The organism is Kutzneria kofuensis (genome assembly GCF_014203355.1).
Classification (GTDB): Bacteria; Actinomycetota; Actinomycetes; order Mycobacteriales; family Pseudonocardiaceae; genus Kutzneria; species Kutzneria kofuensis.
In genome coordinates this window covers 6,050,913-6,075,375 of record NZ_JACHIR010000001.1, presented here as the reverse complement: position 1 = coordinate 6,075,375, position 24,463 = coordinate 6,050,913, and the positions used below count along the sequence as shown (strand labels likewise).

Here is a 24,463-nt window from a genome sequence, read left to right as displayed (position 1 = left end):
CACGGTGCGACAGGCACGACTGACGCTCGACCCCGGCTTCGCCGTCGGCGAGGTGGACCCGCGGCTGTTCGGCTCGTTCGTCGAGCACATGGGCCGCTGCGTGTACACCGGCATCTACGAGCCGGGCCACCCGGCCGCCGACGAGGACGGCTTCCGCGCCGACGTGCTGGAGCTGGTGCGGGAGCTGGGCGTGACGGTGGTCCGCTATCCCGGCGGCAATTTCGTGTCGGGCTACCGGTGGGAGGACGGGGTCGGGCCGCGCGGCGAGCGGCCGAGCCGGTTCGACCTGGCCTGGCGGCAGATCGAGACGAACGAGTTCGGGCTGAACGAGTTCATGACGTGGTCGCGCAAGGCCGGCGTGGCGCCGATGATGGCCGTCAACCTCGGGACGCGCGGCGTGCGCGAGGCGGCGGACCTGGTGGAGTACTGCAATTTCCCCGGCGGCACCGCGCTTTCCGACCTGCGGGCCAAGCACGGCCATCCGGAGCCGCACGGGGTCTCGTTGTGGTGTTTGGGAAACGAGTTGGACGGCCCGTGGCAGACCGGGCACAAGACGGCGCACGAGTACGGCCGGCTCGCCAACGAGACCGCGAAGGCGATGCGCATGGTCGACCCCAGCATCGAGCTGGTGGCATGCGGGAGCTCGAACAGCGGGATGCCGACGTTCGGGTCGTGGGAGGCGACCGTGCTCGAGCACACGTACGACAACGTCGACTACGTGTCGCTGCACGCGTATTACGAGGAGCACGACGGCGACCTCGGCAGCTTCCTGGCCAGCGCCGTCGACATGGATCATTTCATCGGCTCCGTGGTGGCCACCTGCGACCACGTCGGCGCGAAACTCCGCAACCGCAAGCGGATCCGGCTGTCGTTCGACGAGTGGAACGTCTGGTACATGGGCCGTTTCGTGGGCGAGAAGAACCTCGCCGCGGAGCGGGTGCCGCGCCTGATCGAGGACAACTACCACGTGGCCGACGCCGTGGTGGTCGGCTCGTTGTTGATCACCTTGCTGCGGCACGCCGATCGTGTCGGCGTGGCTTGCCAGGCGCAGCTGGCCAACGTCATCGCACCCATCCTCACCGAGCCGGGCGGCGGTTCGTGCCGGCAGACCATTTTCTTCCCGTTCGCCCATGCCGCCCGGCATGCGCGGGGGCGGGTGCTGCGCGTCGAGCCGGACTCGCCGCGCTACGACACCGCCCGGTTCGGCGACGTGCCTTTGCTGGAGGCCGTGGCCACCCAGGACGGGGACGAGGTGGTTCTGTTCGCCGTGAACCGGTCGGTGGAGGATTCGTTGGCGTTGACCGCGAATGTCCGTGCGCTGCCGGGGTTGTCGGTGGTGGAGCACGTGGTGTTGGCCTCGGACGACCGGACCCTGACCAACACCGTCGCCGAGCCCGACCGGGTGCTGCCGCGGCGGGTCGACGGCGCGTCCGTTGTGGACGGTGAGCTGACCGCCGAGCTGCCGGCGCTGTCGTGGAACATGATCAGGTTGAGCAGCCCCCAAATCCGGCCTACCGCCTAGCGCCGACACGTCGCGGTCCATGATCGAAATGAGCAGCCCCCGAATCAATCCAACCAGGTGAAGCTGGGAGCCCCGGCGCAGCGAGCGTCGCCGGGGCCGCGTTGCCAGGTTCGTGTGGTTGGATTGAAACGGGGGCTTTGCTGTTCCGGCCGCTCAGTCGACCCGTCGGCGAGAGCCGGCGCGCTCTGGCCCACGCCGCTGCACGTCGGCGAGAGCCTGCGGCGAGCCTGGTCCGGTTGACGGATCAGAAGGCCAGCCGGCCGATGTCGGCGGAGTGTCCCGCCTGCGGGATCATTCGCCGAGCGTGTCGATGAGGCGTTCAGTGCCCTGGACCAGCCAGTTCGGTGCGTCGTGCAGACGGTCCCACAGCGCGGATCGCACCGCGCGGACCAGGGCCCAGCGGCGAGCCCGCTCGCGGTCGATGCCGGCCGCCTCGCAGAAGACTTCCAGCGAGCGCTCGTGCTCGGAGGTGAGCAGCAGCCGCGGGCTGTGGATCACGGTGAAGGCGTCGTAGGCGGGATCGCCGACGACGCCCTTGGGATCGATGGCCAACCAGGGTTCGCGGTCGCCGGCCAGCACGTTGGCGTCGTGCAAGTCGCCGTGGACCAGAGTTTCGGGATGGTCGAGCTCCCGCATGGCGGCGGTGGCCGCGTCCAGCACCCGCCGGGGCAGCGGATGCCCGAGTTCGGCCGAGTCGGCGAGCATCTCGGCCTCCCAGCCGGCGACCTGGTCGCGCAGCCGCGGCAGGCCGGCCGGCGCCTCGACGGCCAGGCGCCGGGACAACTCGCCAAGAACGCCGACGGCCTGGTCGTTGTCGGTGACGTCGGCGAGCGTGCCGGGACCCGCACGTTCCAGCAGCATCGCGAACCGCGCGTCGTCACGGTCGAACAGACGCACCGCGCCGCGGCCGTTCCAGGCGGCGAACGCGTCGGGTTCGTGAACATTGCCAGGGTGCGGAAAGGACATCTTGATCGCCGCGGACGGCAGGTCGGAACGCCGCACCGGCAGCACGATCCCGACGGCACCGTGCGAAACCGGCCCGTCCGGCACACAGTCCCAGCGTTGCAGCAGTTCGTCCGCGATGGCCGGCAGCTCGCTGAGCCAGGCCCGGCCCGCGTCGCCTTCGCGGAGAGCCGTCGCGTGGGCAAAAGCCTTCGGTACGTCGATCATGTGTTCCGACACTAGATTGCCACAACGACCTTGAGCTCCTAGCGTCGCGGGCATGGCTACCGTGAATGCCGCCGTCGTCCAGGCCGCCGCGCCGCTGTTCAACACGCCGGCGGCGCTGTCCAAGGCGAAGATGCTGATCCGGGAGGCGCGCGCCGACATCGTGGTGTTGCCGGAGGCGTTCCTGGGCGGCTACCCGAAGGGCCTGGACTTCGACATCACGGTGGGCCGCCGCACCGACGCGGGCCGCGACCTGTTCCGCCGCTACCACGCGTCGGCGATCGAAGTGCCCGGTCCGGAAGTGGACGCGCTGGCGGCGCTGACCCAGGAGCTGCGTTGCCACGCGGTGGTGGGGGCGGTCGAGCGCCAGCGGGGAACGCTGTACTGCGTGGCGTTGTTCTTCGGGCCGACCGGCTACTTGGGACTGCACCGCAAGCTGATGCCCACGGCGGCCGAGCGTTTCCTGTGGGGCCAGGGCGACGGCTCCACGCTCCCAGTGATCGACACGGGTTCAGCGCGGATCGGCGCGGCCATCTGCTGGGAGAACTACATGCCGCTGTTCCGCACGGCCATGTACGCCAAGGGCGTCGACCTGTGGTGCGCGCCCACCGTGGACGATCGCGACCAGTGGCAGGCGAGCATGCGCCACATCGCCCTGGAGGGCCGATGCTTCGTATTGAGCGCCAACCAGTTCCTGCGCCGCGACGCACTGCCGGCCGACCTGCGCCCGGTGCAGGGCGACGCCCCGGAGACGGTGCTGATCGGCGGTGGCTCGGTGATCGTGTCACCGCTGGGCGAGGTGCTGGCCGGGCCGCTGCGCGACGGCGAGGGCATCCTCGCCGCCACGCTGGACCTCGACGACCTGGCCCGGGCCCGCTTCGACTTCGACGCTGTCGGCCACTACGCCCGCCCGGACGTCTTCAGCCTGCACGTCGACGAGACCCCACGGAACGCGGTCACCGGCAACTAGCCGAGCAGCAGGATCAGCGGCGCCTGTGTCTCGTCGCGGGCGGAGTCCAGGACCGTCGCGGTCACCCCGCCGACGTGCGCGGGCAGCGGATCGGCCAGGCAGCGGCGGATCCGCAGCACCAGGTCGGGCCGCAAGCGCAGGTCCGTGCCGTCGGCGGTGTTCGCGGTGACGGTCCACGTCTCGGGCTCGATCGGGCCACCGGTCGCCGTCACGGTCTCGTCCACGGTGTGGTTGACGCTCTGCATCTGCGGCCGCACCTCGCCGTTGAACAGCGCGACGAGGGTGCGCACCAGCACGGGGTCGTGCACGCCGTCGTAGACCAGCCGGCGGCCCAGCACGCCGTGCTGGGTGACACCGATGAGCGCCTGCTCGCCGTCCTCGAGCGGCTCCGAGCGGTAGGTCATCGGCACGTGATAGGTCACGTCGCCATCGGCGACCGCGGCGAACTCGATGCCCACCACGTTGGCCGGGTCGTCCAGGCGGAACCCGCCGGCCTTGGCCAACTCCGGCGCGCCGGCGCCGCGGTACCAGGGCTGGCCGGGCAGCCAGTCGGTCAGCAGCTCCAGTTTCGACGGTGTCAGCGTGGTGCGGTGGATCAGCGACATGGCCCCCTCCGGAACATGATCGAAATGAGCAGCCCCCGAATCAATCCAACCAGGTGAACCTGGCAGGCCGGGGTGGCCCGATGCGCGGCGACCTCGGCTGCCAGGTTCGCGGGGCTAGGCTTGATTGGGGGCTGCTGAAAACGGCTCACGCCTGCGGCGGCTCCCAGTTCGGGCGCAGCGGCATGTGCGAGTTGGTGCCGTCCAGCTTGACGCCGAGGATCTGGTGCAGCTGGATGTTGTTGATGTCGAAACCCCACTGGCACGCGGCCAGGTAGAGACGCCAGATGCGGGCCTTGGGCAGCCCGACCTCCTCGACGGCCTCGTCCCAGTGCTCCTCGAGGTTGGCGCACCAGCCGCCGAGGGTCTTGGCGTAGTGCTCCCGCAGGTTCTCGGAGTGCCGGATCTCGAAGCCCGCGTCGTTCATCCGGGACATCAGGTAGCCGGGCCCCTCCAGCTCCCCGTCCGGGAAGATGTAGCGGGTGATGAAGCCGCCGGCCTTGAACGGGAAGTTGTCGTCGGGCCGGGTGATGCAGTGGTTGAGCAGCCGGCCGCCGTCCCGCAGCTTCGAGTACAGCGACGAGAAGTACGAGGGCAGGTTGGCGCCGCCGATGTGCTCGGTGAGGCCGATGGAGCTGATCGCGTCGAAGCCGTTCTCGGGCACGTCGCGGTAGTCCATGAACCGGACCTCGGCCAGGTCCTGCAGGCCACGCTCCACAATGGCCTTCTGCGCCCACTCGGCCTGCGACCGGGACAGCGTCACACCGAGCGCCTTGACGCCGTAGTGCTCGGCGGCGTGCATGACCATGCCGCCCCAGCCGCAGCCGACGTCGAGCAGCCGCATGCCCTCGGTCAGCCCGAGCTTGCGGGCGACGAGGTCGTGCTTGGTGAACTGCGCGGTCTCCAGCGACGCGTCGTCGGTCGGGTACACCGCGCAGGTGTAGGCCATGGACGGCCCGAGCACCCACTCGTAGAACCGGTTGGACACGTCGTAGTGATGCGAGATGGCCTGCGCGTCCCGGCGCTTGGAGTGCCGCCAGCCCTTGGGCCGCGCCTCGTGCGGCGGCGGGCTGACCGGCCACCAGAACCGGTGCTTGGCCAGCAGCCCGACCAGGTCCAGCGTGGTCTTGGCGTCCAGCTTGCCCAGCTCGATGTCGCCGAGCAGGTGGAAGGTGCGGTACAGGTCGCCGACCACCTCCAGGTGCCCGGTCACGTACGCCCGCGCCAGCCCCAGCTCGCCGGGCGCCGAGGCCAGGTAGGACAGCGCGAACGGGGACCTGATCTCGATGCGGACCTCGGCGTCGGCCGGCCCGGACCGGCTGCCGTCGTAGGCGACGAACTCGATCTGCCCGTCCGCCTTGAGCGTCCGGCTGAACAGCTCCGCTAGCCGCATGCGCGACCCCTCTCTTCCACGCCCCCGGGTGCTAGCGCCCTCGGACACACTTGTCGTACAGGTCGGGCAGGCGGCCGGCGGGGTCGTAGTCCCGCTTGAGCCGCCGGTACGCGTCCCCGTTGTAGAACCGCCAGAACTCCTCCGGCGGGTAGTACGAGTCGGAGTACAGCGACTTGTGTCCGCCCAGCTCGGCGACCACCCGCTCGATGCGTCGGTTGTAGACGCCCTCCTCCTCGCCGAAACCGAGCCGCACGGCGGACCAGAACCCTACGTTGACGTACAGCGTCTTCGGGTCCAGCGGGTACAGCGGCCACGGCCGGTCGTCGGTGACCTGGAGCGGGCACAGCCACACCGGGCTGATGCCGATCTCCTTGTCGAAGAACTCCAGGAACTCGGGCAGCCGGTCGACGGGCACCTCGATGTCCTGGATCACCGGCTCGCTCGGATACCCGTGCAGCAGGGTTTCCACACGCCGGCTCAGGCCGTAGCGGCGGTCCATCGCGACGATCCGGCGGTAGACGTCGGAGCGCAGGTACTTGCGCGGCCACAGCCGGCGCACCCACGGGTCCTGCACGCCCAGCGCCTTGGAGCACCAGAACCAGTCGGTGTCCCAGCGCCACAGGTAGTCCCGCACGGTCAGGTAGTCGACCTCGGTGAACGGGATCGACTTGTAGTAGATCCGCTGGCCGGTGTAGTCGCTGGTGTGCGGCGCGGTGTCGACGAAGTCGCCGAGCGTCAGGAACATCGCGCCGCGGCTGAACACGGTGCCGTCGATGAAGTCGACGGGCTCGCCGGCGTAGGACCGGTCGGCGCAGATCTCGGCGATCGCGGCGGCGCAGTCGCGGGCGTTGCCGAAGCGGACGTGCCGCAGCCGCACGTACGGCTTGACCGGCTGCAGGTCGATCTCCAGCCGCAGCGAGTAGCCGAGCGTGCCGTAGGAGTTGGGGAAGCCGGCGAACAGCTCGGCGTGCTCGTTGTCGGCGCGGGCGACGACGACCCGGCCGTCGCCGGTGAGGATCTCCATCTCGCGGACGGACTCGTGCGGCAGGCCGTTGCGGAACGACGAGGACTCGATGCCCAGGCCGGACACCGCGCCGCCGAGGGTGATGGTCTTCAGCTGGGGCACCACGTGCGGCATCAGGCCGTGCTCGAGGGTGGCGTCGGCCAGGTCCTCGTACGTGGTCATGCCGCCGACCTGCGCGGTGCGCGTGGCCGGGTCGACGCTCAGCACCCGGTTGAACCGGCTGACGTCGAGGCCGGGGTGCGCGTTGGCGTCGCGGAACCGGAACAGGTTCGTGGTCGGCTTGGCCAGCCGCACCGGCGTGCCCGGCGGCAGCGCGGCGTACTGCGCCCGCAGCGCCGCCACGTCGGCATCGTGTCGGTCGGAAATCGCCGTCCCACCTGCTTGGTTGCCCACGGCAACCGACTCTATTGGGCCGCGTGCCCCGCGTCACGTCGGAATATCACGATCCATTGTCATCCTCGACACACGCTGCCCTTGCGGACGGTCACCGGATCGCCGGAGTGAGCTGCGATACTCGTCGGCATGCTTGCGCTCAGTGAGATCGCACCCGCATTCGTGGAGATGGCTCACCGGATCGTGTGGTGCACGGTGTCGACCGTGGACGGTGCCAACCGCCCCCGCTCCCGCGTGCTGCACCCGTTCTGGGAATGGGACGGGGAGCGGCTGACCGGCTGGATCGCCACCATGCAGACGGGACCGAAGAAGGCTCACCTCGAGCACAGCCCGTTCACGGCGTGCAACTACTGGGCCCAGAGCCATGACACCTGTCTGGCTGAATGCCGCGCGAGCTGGGAGCAGGATCCGGCGGTCAAGGAGCGGGTGTGGAACCTGTTCGCCGACGCCCCCGAGCCGCTCGGCTACGACCCCGGCGGCATCGGCGTCCCGGGCTGGGACGGCCCCTCCTCACCCGCGTTCTCCGTGCTCCGGCTGGACCCGTGGCGGGTCCGCGTGCTGACCGGCGAGCAGCTGGCCACCGGCGAGCCGGCGGCGGTGTGGCGGGCGTGAGAGGGCTGCCGCTGGTCGGGCTGGCGGCGCTTGTGCTCGCGGGCTGCTCGGCGCCTGCCCCCACCCCGGCGCCGGTCAAGCTGGACGACCTGGACCTGACGCCGTACATGGGCAAACCGTGCTCGCTGTTCGACGCCGACCAGCTGTCCGATCTGGGCCTGACCCGGCCGGTCGAGCGCCCCGAGCAGCCGAACCTGAGCGTGTGTGTGCTGTCCGCGAAGGACCCCGGCGCCTTCGGCGCCATCGTGCACCTGGAGACCAGGGCGACGGCCCCGAAGACCGACGACCACACGAAGGTGGCCGGTTATCCGGCGCTCGAGAGGCCCGGGCCGAAGGACTGCACCGTTTGGGTGGTCGTCGCGGACCACCAGCGGCTGATGGCCGAGACAAGGGGTGACAACGCCTGCCATTCGGCGGAAAACGTTGCGACATCGGCCATCGCAACGATCAAACGGCAGAACCCGTGACCGCCCCTGGGGGATGATGGGACCGCTGTGGAGCCTCGACCGGAAGACCTCAACGCCTGGGTGGACGCGGGATTCGCCCGGGGGGAGGCGGCTGTCTGGCGCCGCTGGGGGTTCACGGTGGCGACGGCGCGGGCCTGGATATCGGCCGGCGTGACGACGGGGCTGACGGCGGCGCAGTGGGCGATCGCGGGCGTCACGCCGAGCTCGGTGGCGGGCTGGCGGGACGCGGGCATCAGCCCGGCGGACGCGGTGCGCTGGCACGAGTTCGGCGTGGGCCTGCGGGCCGCGGCCGAGTTCCGGTCGCGCGGGATCACGCCGGAGCAGGCGTGGTCGCAGCGCACCCACGGCACCGACAACCCGGCGGACGTCGAGGTGGTGCAGCGGTTCCGCGAGGCGGGCGTGGCGGGGCCGGTGCTCAGCTCGTACCTGCTGCGGCAGTGGCTGGACGAGCAGGCGCTGGAGTGGGCCCGGCAGGGCGTGGACGCGGCCGACGCGATGGGCTGGCGCGAGCTGGGCCTGACCCCGGCCGAGGGCGGCGAGCTGGCCCGCGCCGGCCGCCGGCCGGTGACGGAGCTGCGCGAATGGTGGCGGGTCGGCATCCCGTTCGAGGAGGTCGCCGACTGGCTGGGCGCGGGGCTCGGACCGGACGAGGCAGCCGGGCACCGGGCCAACGGGGTGACCGTGGAACAGGCCGCCCGCCTGCGGGATCAGCGCCGCCGTCGCCGGGAACCGGACGAATAACCGGGGACATGACGGAGTACGGGTCACCCCCGGAGTGGGTGCCCGGCAACTCTTTCGACTGACGGACCGTCTCCATCCAGCGAACATCACTTACCGTCATCACGGGGTGACGAGAAAGGTGATGTGCGGGTGGGGTCGATCGAACCCATGGTATCGGTGGCCGGCCGGCGCGTTCCGCTGGCCGAGTTCCTGGCCGACTGCCTCGACCCCGCCGGGGACGAGGAGCTGGTCGCGGCCCGGCTGACCTTCCTGGCCGGCGGGCTCGACGCGCTGCGCACCGCGGGCGCGCCGCGCTGGACGCAGGTCGGCCTGGCCGGCATCGCCGCCGGGCTGTACCCGGCGCTGCGGGACGCGGTCGAGCAGCTGCTCGCCGACGGCGAGATCACCGACTTCCTGTTCACGCACGGGGCGCCGGGCATGCGGGTGCGGTTCGCCGCCGCCCCGGGCCGGGCCACCCAGGTGCGGGCCGAGGTGCGCCGGCTGGCCGCGCGCTGGCGGCGGCACGGGCTCGTGGCCGAGGCGGTACCCGGCGTGTACGAGCCGGAGGCGCACCTGTTCGGTGGTCCGGATTCGATGCGGCACGCCTATCAGCTGTTCACCGTCGACTCGGTGATCTGGCTGCGTCACCACAGTGCCAATTCCTGTGGGTCCCTCGGGGACAACACACCGGCTTGGGTGGTGTCGCTGCGCATGCTGCGGGCCGTGTTCGACGGCCTGCAGATCACCGGTTGGGAGGACCGCGACGTGTGGGCGCGGGTGCGGGAGATCACCGGCGGCCAGCCCGGGCCGGCGTCGGAGGAACTGGCCGGCTGGTGGACCGGCGACGACGAGCTGCTGGGCCGGCTGCCCGAGCCGACCCGTGAGCTGCTGGAACAGCACCGGGAGCGGGTCGCGCCGGTGCTGGAGCGGTGGCGCGCCGAGTACTTCGCCACCGACCAGGCCCGAGTCGGGCCGCGCGAGGCGGCGGCGTACCACGTGGTGCAGCACTGGAACCGAGCGAGGCTCGGGTCGGCGCGGCAGGCGCGGATCCTGGACGCACTGGTCGGTCGCCGTGCCGGATGAGATCCTGACGATCGGCGCCGGCGGCCTGTTGCGCATCGCCGGCCTGCCCGCCCGGCTGTGGACCGCGGCCGGCAATCCCGAGCTGTTCACCCTGCTGCGGGAGCGGGAGTGTGAGCAGTCCTCGTACGCACGGTTCGCGGACACGCTCGCCGGGCGACTGGGCGCGGAGCTGGTGCCGCACCCGTACCTCGAACCCGAGGAACGGGCGGAGCTGCTGGCGTTGCGCCGGCTGCTGCACCGCGGCGAGCCGGTGCCGGAGGAGGACTGCTACCGGGTGGCCGGCGCGGTGGTCGGCCTGTCCCCCGAGCTGGCCGACGACCTCACGCACGCCGGCGACTGGTCGACCGCGATGGTGGCGCGCCAGGAGGAGGCGGAGCGGGCGCTGGTGGCGGAACGTGAGCGCCTGTCCGATCTGCCGTGGCGACTGGTGAACTCGTCGGAGTTCGCCATGCGCGCCGTCACCGAGGCGGCGCCGGGCATGGTGGAGGACATCAAGCGCCGCCTGTCGTTCGGCGAAACCTGGGACAGCAAGCGTTTGCGACACCGGTCCGACTACCTGCTGCGGGTCCTCGCCCGTGGCGCGGCGAAGCCGACGCCGCGGGACTGGCTCGGGCACGTGGCGCTGCTCGGCGTCGGGCGACGGGCCGGCGCATGGACGACTGTCGGCGAGTCCGCGGCCAACCGCGTCGCCGCGGTGCGTGGTGACCGTGCGCTGCCGGACCTCGTCGGCGCGACCGTGGCCATGACCGGGCTGAACTGGGTCGACGGCGACCACCTGTGCTGCTGGGTGGTGGACGCCGTCGACAGCGGCACGATGCGCCGGGTGAAGGTTCGTCGCACGCCCGCGTTGGACGCGATTCGACGCACCCTCTCGACCGGTGCGTACGAGGCGGACGAACTGGTGATGCGGCTGTCGCCGGACGCCCCGGACGTGCTGCGCGGCTATCTGCGACACCTGGCCGCGCTCGGCGTGCTGGTCGTGTCCGCGCCACCGAGCAGCGAGCTGACCGGATGGGGGCCGACCGCCGCCGCGCCGCCGAAGCCCGGCTTCGTCGACGTGTACCGCAAGGCCGGCGGCACCATGGCGACCGAAGCCGCCTCACGGCTGCAGGACCTGCTGGCGCAGGCCGGCCGGGTCGGCGCTGTGCTGGCGAGCGCCGCGATGCCCGCCCCGGAACACCCCATCCTTGCGCTCGTCGGCCCACAGCCGCGGCCCGTGACCGAGGTGCTGGCGGAGTTCCTCGGCAAGCACGAGGACTCCCGCGACCCGGCGCTGCAGGAGTGGGACAGCGGCCTGCCCCGGCAGCGGCCCGGCTGGCCGGCGCCGCCGTCCGATGTGGACACCCCGTACGGACGGCTGCTGGCGCTGCTGGACACGGACGCCGACCAGGTCACGTTGACGCCGCAACTGTTGGACGAGATCGGCGCGCCGCCGGCGACCACCCCGGCGTGGCCGGTGGACTGCCTGGTGCGACCGATCGGCGTCGGCGGCGGTCACGGGGCCGTGCTGGAGGGCGCCGCGCCGGCGGGCGTGGTGGACGCCCGGTTCGTCGAAGCGCTTCGACATCTGCACGGCGAACTTCCCCACGTGACGGCGTATCGGGCGTTTCTGGACGAGCTCGGCCGGCGCTGTGGGGCCGAGACGGTGGAGATCCTGGTGCCGCCGCAGGATCCGCAGGCCGCGGGCGCGGTGCGTCGGCCCCGGTATTGTCCGATGTGGACCGGCGACGCCGATTCGTCCGCGTACCAGCCGGCCGGCGGGCGGTACCTGGCGCTGGACCGGATCACCGTGCGCCGCGTCGGGGACCGGATCGTCGCCGAGGACTCCGACGGGCCGGACGGCCTTGCCCTGTGGCCGATGTACCACTCCGCGCGAGCACCGCTCGCGCCGTGGGGCTTACTCGTGACCCTGCTGACCGCCGCGTCGCCCGTGCGACGCCTGGCCGGGCCGGTGGCGCTGGGCAACCCGGTGGCCGCGCTGCCCGGCCGCAATCGATTGCCCCGCTTGGTTCTCGCCGGCGGGCTGGTGCTGTCCGGCGCGCAGTGGCGGATCGCCCGTGACCAGTTGCCGGCGGCGGACCTGCCGCCCGGCGAACGGATCCGCGCCATCGCCGCGCTGCGCATCGGCACCGGCATCCCGCGCTGGGTCTTCGCCCGCTCGCAGGGCGGCCACCAGCCGCGGCCGGTGGACCTCGACTGCCTGTCCGCGGTGCGGGCGCTGGACAAACTCCTTGCCGACGACCCGGAATCCGGCCTGGTGTTCGAGGAGATGCTGCCCGACCCGCACCATTTCCCGCTGCGCGACGCCGACGGCGAGCCCGTCGCCGGCCAGCTGCTGGCCCGGCTGCCCGTGGACGCCACGCCGGGACGCCTCGCGGCGCGGGCGATGCTGGCGTGGAACGGGGTGGTCACGGCCGAGCAGGAACGGGCACTCCCCCGACAGCGTGACAACACGGGCAGCAAGGTGGCGGTGTGAGGGGCGCGACGGACGTTCACATTCAACAGCCATCCGAGCGAAACGTGACTCATACCCCGACGGAATCGCCTGGTCAGAACGTGGGCGTGGGCAACAAGTCGCAACACTTTCGGCGGTTGGGCTTTCAGCCGGCGGCCAAGTAACGTAGAGTCGTAAACGGTGCGGTTCTAGTAACAACGATCTTGCTCTAACCTTGTTGCCAGAAGGACGCAGCACCGACAACCACAGACACCCCGCTACTCCTCCCCCCGGTAGCGGGTTTAGCGAGACCCCCGTCCACCTCCCCCCTCTGGGACGGGGGTCTCGCCCTATCTCGGGGAAGGCGATCGGGCCGTAGGCCGGCCGATCTCGATCCTCACGCCGGTCGCACGTCCAGCTGCCCCGCCAGACACGTCCGGTTCCGTCCGCCGCGCTTGGCCGCGTACAGCGCCGTGTCCGCGGTGCGCAGGAGGTCGTCCAGGTTCACCGCGTGGTCCGGGAACAGGGCCGCGCCCACCGACGCGGTCACGCCGACGACAGCGGGATCGCCCTCGTCGGCAGTGATGGCCACCGTCAGGCGTTCCAGCGTGCGGCGGATGCGATCGCCGGTGTGCAGCAACGAGGTCTGGCTGTGCACGCCGGGCACCAGGATGCTGAACTCCTCGCCGCCGAAGCGGGCGACGAAGTCGAAGTCGGGGACCTCGGCGCGCAGGGCGTCGGCGACCGCCCGCAGCACGTCGTCGCCGGCGAGGTGGCCGTAGCGGTCGTTCAGGTTCTTGAAATGGTCCAGGTCGATGATCAGCAGCCCGACGCCCTCGTTGCGGCGGCCGGCGACGGCCAGTTCCTTGCGGGCGACCTGCCGCCAGTGCACGGTGTTGGCCAGCCCGGTCTTGGCGTCCTGGCGGGCGTCGTTCTCGAACTGCCGGACCAGGATCGCCCGGTGCAGGACGACCGCCACCGGCACGCCGAACAGGATCACCAGCGGCGCGTGGGTCAGCGCGATGGAGACCAGGACGCCGAGGCAGACCGTGGCGACGTCGATGGCGTTCAGCTCCAGATCGCCGACGAGGTCCACCAGCCGGGGCCGTGTCGTGGTCAGCCCGATGGCGCCGCCGACGAGCAGCACCTGCGCCACCCAGTAGACGATGCTCGCCGCCGCAAGTACCGCCAACTCGGCCAGCGACCCCGGCACGTCCGTCATCGGTGGCGGCCGGTGGCCCGCCACGAGCAGGACGCCGCTGGCCGCGCACGCCGACAGGGTGATCGCCGCCGCCGAGAACCAGTTCCGGTGGGCCGGCCGGTCGAACGCCAGCCACCGTTGACCACGCGTCAACACCACCATGCCCAGCACCAGCAGCGGCGGCAGGCAGCACACCGCCGCCACCAGCCAGATCGACGTCAGGTCGACCTGGGGGCCGCCGGTCGTGACCCGACGGACCCGCTCGATCCGCCGGGACGCCTGCAGGTGCACCACCGAGCACGCCGCCAGCACCGCGAAGGCCAGCAGGTCCTCCGTGCCGATCGGGGCCGCCGTCGCGACGGCCGCCGCCAACGCGACCGCCGCGGTCTCCACCGTCAGCACGTACGCCACCGCCGGCGCCGGCAGCTGCCACAACGGCCAGGATCGGGCCCGCCGCCACCAGTCGCCGCCGTCACCCATCCCGCACCGCCCCCGTGTCGTGGTCCGGCCCGCAGCCCCGACGCTAGCGCCGCGCGGCTGGCAGGGAACCAGATCTTGAAAACCGTGACCCCACGGCCGACGAAGCAAGGGACCTTCGCGCACCGCCGCACAAGATCAAGGGACCGATCCTGGCGTTGAACGACAGGAATGCCCCCTTCCGGGCACCGCCCGAGGCTCGGAAAGCGTCTTTCCTCTACTCGGAGTGGAGGAAAGACGCTTTCCGAGCGGGCAGGAGGCGCGGCGGCGTGGGTTGGGAAACAGGACTCAGAGGGTAGGCTGGGGGCATGGCCCGACCGTGTTCGATCGCCAACGCGCTCGAGGTGATCGGCGAGCGCTGGACGCTGCTGGCCCTGCGTGAGGTGCTGCTGGGCTGCCGGCGGTTCGACCAGATCGTGCAGCACACCGGCGCGAGCCGGGACATCCTGGCCACGCGGCTGCGCAAGCTGGTGGACGTCGGCCTGCTGGAGCGCCGCCAGTACGAGCAGCATCCGCCGCGCTACGAGTACCACCCGACGGACGCCGCGAAGAGCCTGCACACGGTGCTGCTGACGCTGATGCAGTGGGGCGACACGCACGTCACGAAGGGCCCGCCGCCGACGGTGTGGGAGCACAGCTGCGGCGAGGTGCTGCACGCCAAGGTCGTGTGCGAGCACTGCAACGAGCCGGTAGAACTGGGGGACAGCCGGGCGGTGCGGCTCGGCGGACAGCCAGTCGAGAGGTAAGGCCATGCGCTTCGCCGTCGCCATCCCTCAGTTCGCCGTCGACCCGCGCGAGGTGCGCCGGTTCCTGGTCCGGGCCGAGGAGCTCGGCTTCGACGGGGCGTGGACGCAGGAGCAGATCATCGGCAGCCAGCCGGTGATCAGCCCGCTGGAGCTGATGGCCTACGCCGCGGCGTGCACGGAGCGGATCCGGCTGGGCTGCGCGGTGTTCGTGACGCCGCTGCGCAACCCCGTGCACCTGGCCAAGAGCATCACGTCGCTGGACCAGCTCAGCGGCGGCCGGATCGACGTAGGCGTGGGCACCGGCGGCAAGCACCGCCCGTTCGCCGCGTTCGACTCCGGCCCCGAGCACCTGGTCACCCGCTTCACCGAGGGTCTCGACCTGATGAAGCGCCTGTGGACCGAGCCGTCGGTGACGTTCGACGGCCGGTTCTGGCAGCTCAAGGACGCCCCGATGGAGCCCAAGCCGGTGCAGCGCCCGCACCCGCCGGTCTGGTTCGGCGCCAACCACCCCGACGCGGTGCGCCGCGCCGTCAGGCTCGGCGACGGTTTCATCGGCGCCGGCTCCTCCACCACCGCGCGGTTCGCCGACCTGGCCAAGCTCACCCGGCAGGCCATGGAGGAGCTCGACCGCCCCGACTTCACGATCGCCAAGCGGGTGTACCTGGCCGTCGACGACAACGCCGACCGGGCCAGGACCCGCATCGGCGAGGCCCTCGGCTCCCTCTACGCCGGCTTCCCCCTCGGCGACCTGACGTCCGTCGCGGTCTACGGCACGCCCGACGATGTCGTGCGCGGCCTGCGGGAGGTCGCCGACGCGGGCGCGGAGATGATCCTGCTCAACCCGATGTTCGACGAGCACGAGCAGATGGAGCGGCTGGTGGCGGAAGTGCTCCCTCACATCAGCTGAGAGAGTTCCTCCTCCGTCAAACCCAGCTCCGCCAACACTTCCCTCGTGTGCTCCCCCGAGAACGCCGGCGGGCCGGGCACTTCCGACGGCGTCCGGTCGAACCGCGGCGCGGGGGCGGGCTGCACGATGCCGGCCAGCTCCACGAAGTTCTCCCGGGCCTTGTTGTGGGGGTGCCGGGCCGCTTCGTCCGGGGCCAGCACGGGGGCCAGGCAGGCGTCGCTGCCGACGGACAGCGCGGCCCACTCGTCACGGGTGCGTCGCCGCACCGCGGCGGCGATCTGTGAGCGGAGCTCGGGCCAGTTGGCGGGATCGTGGCGGTTGGCCGGCAGCGCCGCCGGATCGAGTTCCAGCAGGGTGACCAGCTCGGCGTAGAACTTCTCCTCCAGGGCGCCGATGGCCACGAACTTGTCGTCGGCGGTGACGTAGGTGTCGTAGTACGGGGCGCCGCCGTCGAGGAGGTTGTGGCCGCGCGGCAGTGAAAGCGCGTTGTTGGCCTTGAGGCCGTACAGGAAGGTCGACACCAGGGCGGCGCCGTCGACCATGGCGGCGTCGATCACCTGCCCGCGGCCGGAACGCTCCCGTTCGTACAGGGCGGCCAGGATTCCGGTGGCCATCAGCAGCCCGCCACCGGCGAAGTCGCCGATGAGGTTCAACGGCGGAACCGGCCGGCCACCATTGCGCCCAATGGGTTCCAGCGCGCCGGCGACGGCGATGTAGTCGATGTCGTGCCCGGCCGCGTCGGCGAGCGGCCCGTGCTGGCCCCAGCCGGTCATCCGGGCGTACACCAACCGGGGATTGCGGGCCTGGCAGTCGAGAGGCCCGAGGCCGAGCCTTTCGGTGACACCGGGCCGGAATCCCTCCACGAGCACGTCGCTGCGCTCGACCAGCCGCAGCACGGCGTCCACCGCCGCCGGCTTCTTCAGGTCCAGCGACACGGAGCGACGGCCGCGGGTCAGCGGGTCGTTCGGGACCGGCGGCGGCGCGCCGGGCCGGTCGATCCGGATCACCTCGGCGCCCATGTCGGCCAACACCATGCAGCCGAAGGGAGCCGGCGCGATGCCGGCGAGTTCGACGACTCGAAGTCCGGCCAACGGCCCGCTCACAGCCACACTCCCGCCGGCCGCCCAGTCACAGCCACACTCCCGCCGCCCGCCCGCTCACAGGGACCGCCCGATGATTTCCTTCATGATCTCGTTGGTGCCGCCGTAGATCTTCTGCACGCGGGCGTCCGCCCAGATGCGCGCGATCGGGTACTCCTTCATGTAGCCGTAGCCGCCGAACAGCTGCAGGCAGCGATCCGCCACCCGGCACAACCGTTCACTGGCCCACATCTTGGCCATCGCGGCGGTCGGCACGTCCAGCTGCCCGGCCACGTGCTGCTCCACGCACTGGTCGATGAACGCCCGCGCCACCGCCGCCTCGGTGGCGCACTCGGCCAGCTCGAACTTGGTGTTCTGGAACTTGATCAGCTCCCGGCCGAACGCCTGCCGCTGCTTGACGTAGTCCACCGTCAGGTCGAGCGCCACCTCCATGCCCGCCACCGCGGCCACGGCGATGAGCAGCCGTTCCTGCGGCAGCTGCTGCATGAGCTGGATGAAGCCCTGCCCCTCCTGGCCGCCGAGCAGGTTCCCGACCGGCACGCGGACGTCGTCGAAGAACAGCTCCGAGGTGTCCTGGCCCTCCAGCCCCAGCTTGTCCAGCACCCGGCCGCGACGGAAGCCCTCGACCTCCGCGGTCTCCACGACGATCAGCGAGATGCCGTGCGCGCCCTGGTCGGCGTCGGTCTTGGCGACCACGATGATCAGCTCGGCCTGGGAGCCGTTGGTGATGAACGTCTTCGCCCCGTTGATCACGTACTCGTCGCCGCCGCGCACCGCCCGGGTCCGCACGGACTGCAGGTCGGAGCCGGCGCCGGGCTCGCTCATCGCGATCGCCCCGACGAGGTCGCCGCTGGCCAGCCGCGGCAGCCACCGGCGCTTCTGCTCCTCGGTGCCGTAGTTGAGCAGGTAGTGGGCCACGATCCCGCTGTGCACGCTGTTGCCCCACGAGCTGTCCAGCGCCCTGGCCTGCTCCTCCAGCAGCACGGTCTCGTGCGCGAAGGTGCCGCCACCGCCGCCGTACTCCTCGGGGATGCTGATGCAGACGAGGCCGAGCTCGCCCAGCCGCCGCCACAGGTCCCGGTCGACCGCGTGCTGCTCGGCGAAGCGCTCCTGGTGCGGGGTCAGCTCCTTGGCGAACACGTCCCGGGCCAGCCGGCGCAGCTGGTCGAGGTCCTCGGTCATCCAGGACGAGCGGTGCTTGGCCACGGGCCGACCTCCCCGAAGAAACAATCAGGTCTGCCGGTAAACTTACCGGCAGCCTGGATTGTTTGTGAAGACCTCGCTAGCATCGGGCCTGTGACCAGGCCACGACTGACCCAGCAGGAGCGCACCGAACGCACCCGGGAGCTGCTGCTGGACGCCACCATCGACTGCCTGGTCGAGCTCGGTTACGCCCGCACCTCCACCAACGAGATCTGCCGCCGCGCCGGCGTGTCGAGGGGCGCCCAGCAGCACCATTTCGCCACCAAGGCGGAACTGATGGCACACGCCATCGAGCATCTGGTGACCAAGCTGCTGGCCAGCATGAGCGAGCACCCGCCGGCCTCGCTGCCCGGACCGGACCGGGTCGCCATGGGCATCGACCTGCTCTGGCAGGGCTATTCGGGCTCGCTGTCCACCGCGGTGATGGAGCTGTGGGTGGCCGCCCGCACCGACCCGGAGCTGCGGGACGCGATGCATCCCATCGACAAGGCGCTGGCCCGGCGCACGTCCGAGCTGTTCCGCGAGATGCTGGGCGACCAGGTGACCCCGGACCAGCCCGACCTGCCGCTCTGGCTGACCGTGAACCTGATCCGGGGCCTCGCCCTGGACGCCATGCTCGGCGGCGATCCGGTGCGCCGAGATCAACTGCTCCAGGAATGGAAGACGATCGCCGTCAAGACCTACGGCGCCTAGCAGTGGTGCCGCGGCGCCTTCAGCGTCGTGAGCAGGCGGTTGAGCACATTCACGTTGCTCGGCAGTGAGAAGTGGTCCACGCCCGGGTTGTCGTTGAGCACGTAGCTGTGACACTTCATCGCCGACCACACCCGGTTGGCGTTGTTGGTGATGTCCTCCTGATTGCTGTCACCGCTCAGGAAGATGAACTGGCTCTGGTCGACCAGCTGCCCCACCTTCAGGTTCGGCAGCGTCGCGCCGACAATGGTCGGCAGCCCGGAGCCCTTTTCCGCGGTCACGTCCACGTCCGGGAAGTACTTCGGCGTGCTGAACCTGACAAAGCCGATGTAGTACCGGGCGATCTGCTCCTCGGCGGTCAGGCCGGCGTCGTTCAGCAACTTCGGCCAGTCCTTCGGCGTGTAGGCGCGACCGGTCGACGTGTCCTTGATGACGGTTTCCTGGTCACCGAAGATCTTCGGGTCGGACGCGCTCATGTACGTCGACGGAGCCGTGAGATACATCCGGGCGCTGCTCACGGCGTTGTCGACCGTCTTGGGATAACCGAAGTCCGACACGTTCAGGCCGGTGAACAGCATGGAGTAGAGCAGCCCCTGGCCGGGGAAGTTGCCGGCCAGCGGGGTGAAGCCGTGGATGTAGGTGTCCCGCCAGGCCTTGCTGGTGTGGGTGAGCAGGTACTGGATGTACAGCGGCCCGTTGGAGTGCCCGATCAGCTGCACGGGCCGATTGCCGTTCTGGTGGTACGTCTGCTCGACCAGCCACTTGGCCCGCGCCAGGAAACCGCCCTGATCGGGCGTGAGGCGGGCGTCGTAGCCGGCCACCCGAATGTCCTTGTCACGTTGGTAACCGACGGATTCCAGCGTCTTGTACAGCTGCTCGTAGAACGGGGCGCTGTCGGTCTTGCCGTAGTCGATGACATCGACGGTGACGCCCGGCTGCTCGGAAAACCGCAGCGGCATCGGCTTGGCCGGATTCGGGTCGTACCGCAGGGTCTCCAGCTCGTCCTGGCACACCTGGCTGAACGCGCTGGGCTGGGTGTTCTGGAACCAGTCCTGGAAGCTGCCCGACCGCGGGCAGTTCGGGTCCGTGGTCTGGTCGCGCACCGTCACCTGGAGCTTGGTGAGGTGGAACGCCGGGAACAGCACGACGGGCGTGCGTCCAGGTGAGGAAGCCTCGGCTGTGCCCGGCAGCACGGCGAGCGCGACGGCGGCGGCCACCGCCGCGCGGATCAGGAACCTGGGGCTCATGCCGGCCAACATAGCGCCGGCCGGCACGACGAGCGGCCCTCAGTGCGTGACGGTGTAGGAAAGACTGGTCTGGCCCAGCACGTGCGGACCGTCCGGCGTGACGACCGCACCGATCACGCCACCCTTGCCGCTGGTCATGCTCGGGTCGTAGCTGAACCGGTAGCGCACCGTCACGGCCTTGCCCTTGGGCAGCGGCTGCTGGCCGGTGAACACCGTCAGGTAGTCCATTCCGCCGCCCACGCTCGAGTGGTCCGTGGCGACCCAGGCGCCGGTCGCCGCGTCGTAGCGCTGCACGGTGCCCTTGGCCATGTAGATCGGTTCGCCGGCGCAGCTGCAGTGGTCCAGCGCGAGCACGAAGCCGACCTGCGGGTAGGCGACCGGCGAGTCGTTGCACACCGTCAGGTCCACCTCGACCGGCGCACCGGTCACCTTGACCGTGCCGGACGGCACGCCGCTCAGGCTGACCTGCACGCGGTCGGCCTCCGGCACCCACGCAACCGGGTCGGCGGTGGGAACCGGGTGGTTGGCCGGGTTCACCTTGCAGGCGGTGTTCGCGCCGGTCACCGGGGTGGCGCTGGCCTTGGTGGGCGTGGTGGTGGTGGGCGCCGGCGCGCTGGTGGCGCTGGAGGCGGTGGTGGTCAGCACCGTCGCGGTGGTCGTGGCCGGCGTGCTCGGCGCCGCGTCCGGCGTCGACGGCGAACACGCGGCCAGGGCGAGCAGGCCGAGGCCGGCGACGGGCATGGCGAGAAGGGCGCGCTTGGACATGACTGTTTCCCCCTGATGAACAACAATTCCCCGTTTGGTGCGTGCACTGACATGACGTCGCCCGCGACCATCGGTTGCCCGACCGGCCGAAGATGTTTTTCGGGGAATTCGTTGAACGGCAGGGGAATTCGGTGACCTCCTAACGCAACCGCCTTCTCCCGCGCCACACCGTGGCCAGCCGCTGCACGCCCTCCAGCACGGTGTCCGGGCCGGCGGCGAACGACAGCCGCACCCGGTCCAGCTGGCCATCGGTCGCCGAGAACACCGACCCCGGCGTGACGAGCACGCCACCGCGACGTGCGGCTTCGGCCACTGCCAGGGCGTTGCCCTCGGGCAGTCGCACCCACAGCGAGGCGCCGCCGTCCGGCTCCACCCACGTCCAGTCCGGCAGGTGGGTGGTCAGCAGCTCCGAGGTCCACTCGTAGCCGGCTCGAAGCTGGCCGGCCCGGGTCCGCCGCGCCCGCGGCACGTACTCCAGCAGCCGCAACGCCGCCAGCTGGCTGGGCACCGAGCTGCCCATGTCCGCCGACGACCGGTACGTCACCAGCTGCTTGACGAAGTCCACAGTGGACCTGATCCAGCCGACCCGGAGCCCGCCCCAGAACAGCTTGGACAGCGAGCCGATGGACAGCACCGCGGCGTCCGGGGCGAACGAGGCCATCGACGGCGGCGGCGGGCCGGCGAACAGCGTGTCCACAGAGGACAGATCTTCGACCAGCGCGGTGCCGGTCTCCGCGACCGCGGCGGCGATCACCTTGGCCACGGCCGGACGCAGGTTGACACCGACCGGATTGTGCACGGCCGGCGCCAGGTACAGCAGCCGCGGCCGGCGGCTGCGCAGCAGCCGCACCAGCACGTCGGCGTCCAGGCCGTCGTCGCGCAGCGGGATCGTGCGCAGCCGCGCGCCACGGTCCCGGAACGCGTCCAGCGCGCCCCAGTTGGTCGGATCCTCCACCAGCACCTCGTCGCCGGGCGCGAGCATCGCGGTGGCGATCAGCTGCAGCGCCTGCTGCGAACCGCTCGTCACGAGCACCTGATCGGGTTCGGAGACCAGGCCGTCCTCGGTGCAGTGCCGGGCAATGGCGGCCCGCAGCGCCGGCAGGCCGGCGGGATGGTAGCCGTGGCCCCGAACCCAGCGGCGGAGGTCGTCCGGGCTGACCGCGCCGACGACGTCGGCCACCCAGTCCTGACCGGGAAGCGCCGCGCTGGACAGGTCCGCGACGGAGCTGTCGGCCGTGCCGCTCAAGGGATTGAGCCTGGTGGCGGACCCGGGCAGGCGGGGCTGCGACACGCCGCGCACGCGGGTTCCGCTGCCCTGCCGTGAATCCAGTAAACCGAGGGAACGCAGCGTTGTGTACGCGGTGACCAATGTGCCGCGGCTGACCGCGAGTGTGCTCGCCAATGCCCGTTCGGACGGCAGCAATGTGCCCGGCGGCAGCTCGCCGGAGGAGATCAACGCGGTCAGCGCGGCGGCGAGCTGCCGGTGCAGCGACTCGCGCGCGTCGGTGCACCAGCCGTCGAGCAGCCGGGCCAACGCGGCCTCACCGATTCTGGGGTTGTCCACGAACGTCGTCCACTTTCACCGAATTGGACTCACCCAGGCGGCCGGAATAGGGCGAGTCTTGACCATGACGGTAGCGCCCACCCCGAGGAGATGATCATGGAGTCCACCGGTCCCGCCGAGACCGGGTCGTGAGCGGGTCCCGGCTGCGTCCGGCCGATCCCGGGCAGCAGCGGACCCTCAGGCAGGCCGCGCTGTGCTACGCGGCGCACGGATGGCCGGTTGTGCCGGCCGCTTTCTTCGACGGCACACGGTACGCCTGTGTGCAGGCGGACTGTGTCGAGGACGGTCCGCATCCGGTGTGGCGGCTCTGGCAGGGGCGCGCCAGCACCGACCCCGACGTCGTGGCCAGCTGGTACCGGCTGTTCTCGTTCGCCGTCGCGCTGCCGACCGGCACGGTGTTCGACGTCGTGGAGATTCCCGAGCCGGCCGCGGTTCGCGTGCAGGACGCACTCGTCGGGCACCGCACGCCGACGCCGATCGCGGTGTGGCGGGAGCGCGGCGTGCGCCTGTTCTGGGTGACCCCCGGACTGCCCGCCGACGACCGGCTGACCGCGATGAACGCGCGCATCCGCGGCGAGGGCGGCTGGGTCCCCGCGCCGCCGACGCCGACCCGACGCGGGCCGGTGCACTGGTCGCTGCCGCCGGACGAGGCGGAATGGGCGATCGTCGCGCACGAGGATCTGGCCAAGGCGCTGGATTCCCTGAACTGAGTTGGGCCGGACAAGTTCTACACGGCATGTGATCAGACCGTTTTGTCAACTACACGATCCAGTGCTCAAGTCAGCACAAGGAGGGACCGAAGGCGCACACTGCCGGTGACTGAACCCCTGATCGAGTGATGTCCCGGCATCAAGTTGGTAACCGTTCTGGCGGTGCTTTTCGCCCGTGACCCGGACGTAGGTTCACTCGCCATGACCGCCCCCACTGGCTGCCCCGTCACCCACGGAAACGTCCCGGAACCGGGTGACATCAGGGCCGAGGCCGAGGAGTTCCTCCGGCTGTTCCACGGCGAGCACCCCAAGACCGGTCCCGTCGGCCCGCGGCTGGAGCAGGTGCTCGCCGAGATCGACGAGACCGGCACGTACCGGCACACCGAGGGCGAGCTGGCGTTCGGCGCCCGCGCGGCGTGGCGCAACAGCGCCCGCTGCATCGGCCGGCTGTACTGGCAGAGCCTGCGGGTGCGGGACATGCGCAATGTGCGCGACGCGGCCACCGTCGCCGCCCAGTGCGCCGAGCACCTGCGGTCGGCCACCAACGGCGGCCGGATCCGGCCCACGGTCACGGTCTTCGCGCCGGAGACGCCGAAGCGGCCGGCCCCGCGGATCTGGAACGAGCAGCTCATCCGGTACGCCGGCTACTGGGACGCCGAGACCGGCACGGTGATCGGCGACCCGCGGTACCTGGAGTTCACCGAGGAGGTGATCCGACTCGGCTGGCAGCCGCCGGCGCAGCGCACCCGGTTCGACGTGCTGCCGCTGGTCGTGGAGACCCCGGAGGACGGCATCACGCTGCACGAGCTGCCCAGGGCCGCGGTGCTCGAGGTGGAGCTCAACCATCCCGAGCACAACTGGTTCGCCGGCCTCGGGCTGCGCTGGCACGCGGTGCCGGCGATCAGCAACATGCGGCTGGCCATCGGCGGCGTCTCCTACCCGGCCGCACCGTTCAACGGCTGGTACATGGGCACCGAGATCGGCGCCCGCAACCTCGCCGACCACGACCGGTACGACCTGATCAGGGAGGTCGCCGAGCGGCTGGGGCTGGACACCTCGCACGACCAGACGCTGTGGCGGGACCGGGCGCTGGTCGAGGTGAACCGGGCGGTGCTGCACTCCTTCACCCGGGCCGAGGTGACGATCACCGACCACCACACGGAGTCCGCCCGCTTCCTGACCCACCTGCGCAAGGAGGAGGACGCCGGCCGCAGGTGCCCGGCCGACTGGAGCTGGATCGTGCCGCCGATGTCCGGCGCGCTGACCCCGGTGTTCCACCGTTACTACGACACCGAGCCGCTGCGCCCCGAGTTCGTGCTGGACGACGACGCGCGGCGGCGCGGCACCAGCGCCGCGCCGCGGGCGTTCCCCGAGCCGGTGGCCGCCGAGCCGCCGAAGCTGCCGCGGATCCGGCGGCTGAGCTGGTTCACCCGCCGCACCCCCGTTCCCGTGCCCTGAGTTGTGTT

22 protein-coding genes are annotated in these 24,463 nt (G+C 71.0%); 12 read left to right on the top strand and 10 right to left on the bottom strand.

Annotation, left to right across the window (positions count from 1 at the left end):
• Positions 1 to 4: 4 nt before the first annotated feature.
• The gene (gene arfA / locus BJ998_RS28120) at positions 5 to 1,522 is read left to right on the top strand and encodes an arabinosylfuranosidase ArfA (RefSeq protein ID WP_312890369.1); all 1,518 of its coding nucleotides are present in this window, start codon (positions 5 to 7) and stop codon (positions 1,520 to 1,522) included.
• A 291-nt stretch (positions 1,523 to 1,813) separates the two neighbouring features.
• Here arfA and BJ998_RS28115 read toward each other — a convergent pair whose 3' ends face one another.
• The gene (locus tag BJ998_RS28115; protein ID WP_184866375.1) at positions 1,814 to 2,692 is read right to left on the bottom strand and encodes an aminoglycoside phosphotransferase family protein; all 879 of its coding nucleotides are present in this window, start codon (positions 2,690 to 2,692) and stop codon (positions 1,814 to 1,816) included.
• Positions 2,693 to 2,744: 52 nt separating this feature from the next.
• On the opposite strand from BJ998_RS28115, the gene BJ998_RS28110 reads away from it, so the two are divergent.
• Positions 2,745 to 3,659, top strand: a complete 915-nt coding sequence (locus BJ998_RS28110; protein WP_184866374.1) for a nitrilase-related carbon-nitrogen hydrolase — start codon at positions 2,745 to 2,747, stop codon at positions 3,657 to 3,659.
• Here BJ998_RS28110 and BJ998_RS28105 read toward each other — a convergent pair.
• The 3 genes from BJ998_RS28105 to BJ998_RS28095 all read right to left on the bottom strand — a co-directional run bounded on the left by BJ998_RS28105 (position 3,656) and on the right by BJ998_RS28095 (position 7,071).
• On the bottom strand, positions 3,656 to 4,264 hold the full coding sequence (locus BJ998_RS28105) for a maltokinase N-terminal cap-like domain-containing protein (RefSeq protein ID WP_184866373.1): 609 nt from the start codon (positions 4,262 to 4,264) through the stop codon (positions 3,656 to 3,658). The two genes, BJ998_RS28110 and BJ998_RS28105, sit on opposite strands and share 4 nt — an antisense overlap.
• A 145-nt stretch (positions 4,265 to 4,409) precedes the next feature.
• Complete coding sequence (locus tag BJ998_RS28100; protein WP_184866372.1) at positions 4,410 to 5,654, bottom strand: SAM-dependent methyltransferase; 1,245 nt, start codon at positions 5,652 to 5,654, stop codon at positions 4,410 to 4,412.
• Positions 5,655 to 5,685: 31 nt separating this feature from the next.
• On the bottom strand, positions 5,686 to 7,071 hold the full coding sequence (locus BJ998_RS28095) for an FAD-binding oxidoreductase (RefSeq protein WP_312890368.1): 1,386 nt from the start codon (positions 7,069 to 7,071) through the stop codon (positions 5,686 to 5,688).
• Between the two features lie 129 nt (positions 7,072 to 7,200).
• On the opposite strand from BJ998_RS28095, the gene BJ998_RS28090 reads away from it, so the two are divergent.
• The 5 genes from BJ998_RS28090 to BJ998_RS28070 all read left to right on the top strand — a co-directional run bounded on the left by BJ998_RS28090 (position 7,201) and on the right by BJ998_RS28070 (position 12,429).
• Positions 7,201 to 7,683, top strand: coding sequence for a pyridoxamine 5'-phosphate oxidase family protein (locus BJ998_RS28090; RefSeq protein ID WP_184866371.1), 483 nt, complete (start codon positions 7,201 to 7,203; stop codon positions 7,681 to 7,683).
• On the top strand, positions 7,680 to 8,150 hold the full coding sequence (locus BJ998_RS28085; protein WP_184866370.1) for a DUF3558 family protein: 471 nt from the start codon (positions 7,680 to 7,682) through the stop codon (positions 8,148 to 8,150). Before BJ998_RS28090 ends, BJ998_RS28085 begins: the two co-directional genes overlap by 4 nt.
• Before the next feature lie 27 nt (positions 8,151 to 8,177).
• A complete protein-coding gene (locus BJ998_RS28080) occupies positions 8,178 to 8,891 on the top strand; it encodes a hypothetical protein (RefSeq protein WP_184866369.1) in 714 nt (237 codons plus the stop codon).
• Positions 8,892 to 9,020: 129 nt separating this feature from the next.
• The gene (locus BJ998_RS28075; RefSeq protein ID WP_184866368.1) at positions 9,021 to 9,953 is read left to right on the top strand and encodes a thiopeptide-type bacteriocin biosynthesis protein; all 933 of its coding nucleotides are present in this window, start codon (positions 9,021 to 9,023) and stop codon (positions 9,951 to 9,953) included.
• On the top strand, positions 9,943 to 12,429 hold the full coding sequence (locus BJ998_RS28070; RefSeq protein ID WP_184866367.1) for a hypothetical protein: 2,487 nt from the start codon (positions 9,943 to 9,945) through the stop codon (positions 12,427 to 12,429). Before BJ998_RS28075 ends, BJ998_RS28070 begins: the two co-directional genes overlap by 11 nt.
• 355 nt (positions 12,430 to 12,784) lie before the next feature.
• Here the strand turns inward: BJ998_RS28070 and BJ998_RS28065 are convergent, their stop codons facing one another.
• Positions 12,785 to 14,068 (bottom strand): GGDEF domain-containing protein, encoded by a 1,284-nt coding sequence (locus BJ998_RS28065; RefSeq protein ID WP_184866366.1) that lies wholly within the window; start codon positions 14,066 to 14,068, stop codon positions 12,785 to 12,787.
• A 305-nt stretch (positions 14,069 to 14,373) separates the two neighbouring features.
• On the opposite strand from BJ998_RS28065, the gene BJ998_RS28060 reads away from it, so the two are divergent.
• Both BJ998_RS28060 and BJ998_RS28055 read left to right on the top strand, forming a co-directional pair.
• On the top strand, positions 14,374 to 14,811 hold the full coding sequence (locus tag BJ998_RS28060; RefSeq protein WP_184866365.1) for a winged helix-turn-helix transcriptional regulator: 438 nt from the start codon (positions 14,374 to 14,376) through the stop codon (positions 14,809 to 14,811).
• 4 nt (positions 14,812 to 14,815) lie between these two features.
• The gene (locus BJ998_RS28055) at positions 14,816 to 15,718 is read left to right on the top strand and encodes an LLM class flavin-dependent oxidoreductase (protein ID WP_184866364.1); all 903 of its coding nucleotides are present in this window, start codon (positions 14,816 to 14,818) and stop codon (positions 15,716 to 15,718) included.
• Here BJ998_RS28055 and BJ998_RS28050 read toward each other — a convergent pair.
• Complete coding sequence (locus tag BJ998_RS28050) at positions 15,706 to 16,821, bottom strand: CaiB/BaiF CoA transferase family protein (RefSeq protein ID WP_184866363.1); 1,116 nt, start codon at positions 16,819 to 16,821, stop codon at positions 15,706 to 15,708. The genes BJ998_RS28055 and BJ998_RS28050 overlap by 13 nt on opposite strands.
• 54 nt (positions 16,822 to 16,875) lie before the next feature.
• Entirely contained in the window at positions 16,876 to 18,000 is a 1,125-nt protein-coding gene (locus BJ998_RS28045; protein ID WP_184868991.1) for an acyl-CoA dehydrogenase family protein, read from the bottom strand.
• A gap of 105 nt (positions 18,001 to 18,105) precedes the next feature.
• Between BJ998_RS28045 and BJ998_RS28040 the strand changes: the two genes are divergently transcribed.
• Positions 18,106 to 18,714, top strand: a complete 609-nt coding sequence (locus BJ998_RS28040) for a TetR/AcrR family transcriptional regulator (protein ID WP_376776010.1) — start codon at positions 18,106 to 18,108, stop codon at positions 18,712 to 18,714.
• On the opposite strand, the gene BJ998_RS28035 is transcribed toward BJ998_RS28040, so the two are convergent.
• The 3 genes from BJ998_RS28035 to BJ998_RS28025 form a co-directional block, all read right to left on the bottom strand.
• Positions 18,711 to 19,958, bottom strand: coding sequence for a lipase/acyltransferase domain-containing protein (locus BJ998_RS28035; RefSeq protein ID WP_184866361.1), 1,248 nt, complete (start codon positions 19,956 to 19,958; stop codon positions 18,711 to 18,713). The genes BJ998_RS28040 and BJ998_RS28035 overlap by 4 nt on opposite strands.
• Positions 19,959 to 19,997: 39 nt before the next feature.
• The gene (locus tag BJ998_RS28030; RefSeq protein ID WP_184866360.1) at positions 19,998 to 20,723 is read right to left on the bottom strand and encodes a hypothetical protein; all 726 of its coding nucleotides are present in this window, start codon (positions 20,721 to 20,723) and stop codon (positions 19,998 to 20,000) included.
• A gap of 139 nt (positions 20,724 to 20,862) precedes the next feature.
• Positions 20,863 to 22,287, bottom strand: a complete 1,425-nt coding sequence (locus BJ998_RS28025; RefSeq protein WP_184866359.1) for an aminotransferase-like domain-containing protein — start codon at positions 22,285 to 22,287, stop codon at positions 20,863 to 20,865.
• Positions 22,288 to 22,415: 128 nt separating this feature from the next.
• Between BJ998_RS28025 and BJ998_RS28020 the strand changes: the two genes are divergently transcribed.
• Positions 22,416 to 22,997, top strand: coding sequence for a bifunctional DNA primase/polymerase (locus BJ998_RS28020; RefSeq protein ID WP_184866358.1), 582 nt, complete (start codon positions 22,416 to 22,418; stop codon positions 22,995 to 22,997).
• Positions 22,998 to 23,198: 201 nt separating this feature from the next.
• Positions 23,199 to 24,455: a nitric oxide synthase oxygenase gene (locus BJ998_RS28015; RefSeq protein WP_184866357.1), complete on the top strand. Its 1,257-nt coding sequence runs from the start codon at positions 23,199 to 23,201 to the stop codon at positions 24,453 to 24,455.
• Positions 24,456 to 24,463 lie beyond the last annotated feature (8 nt).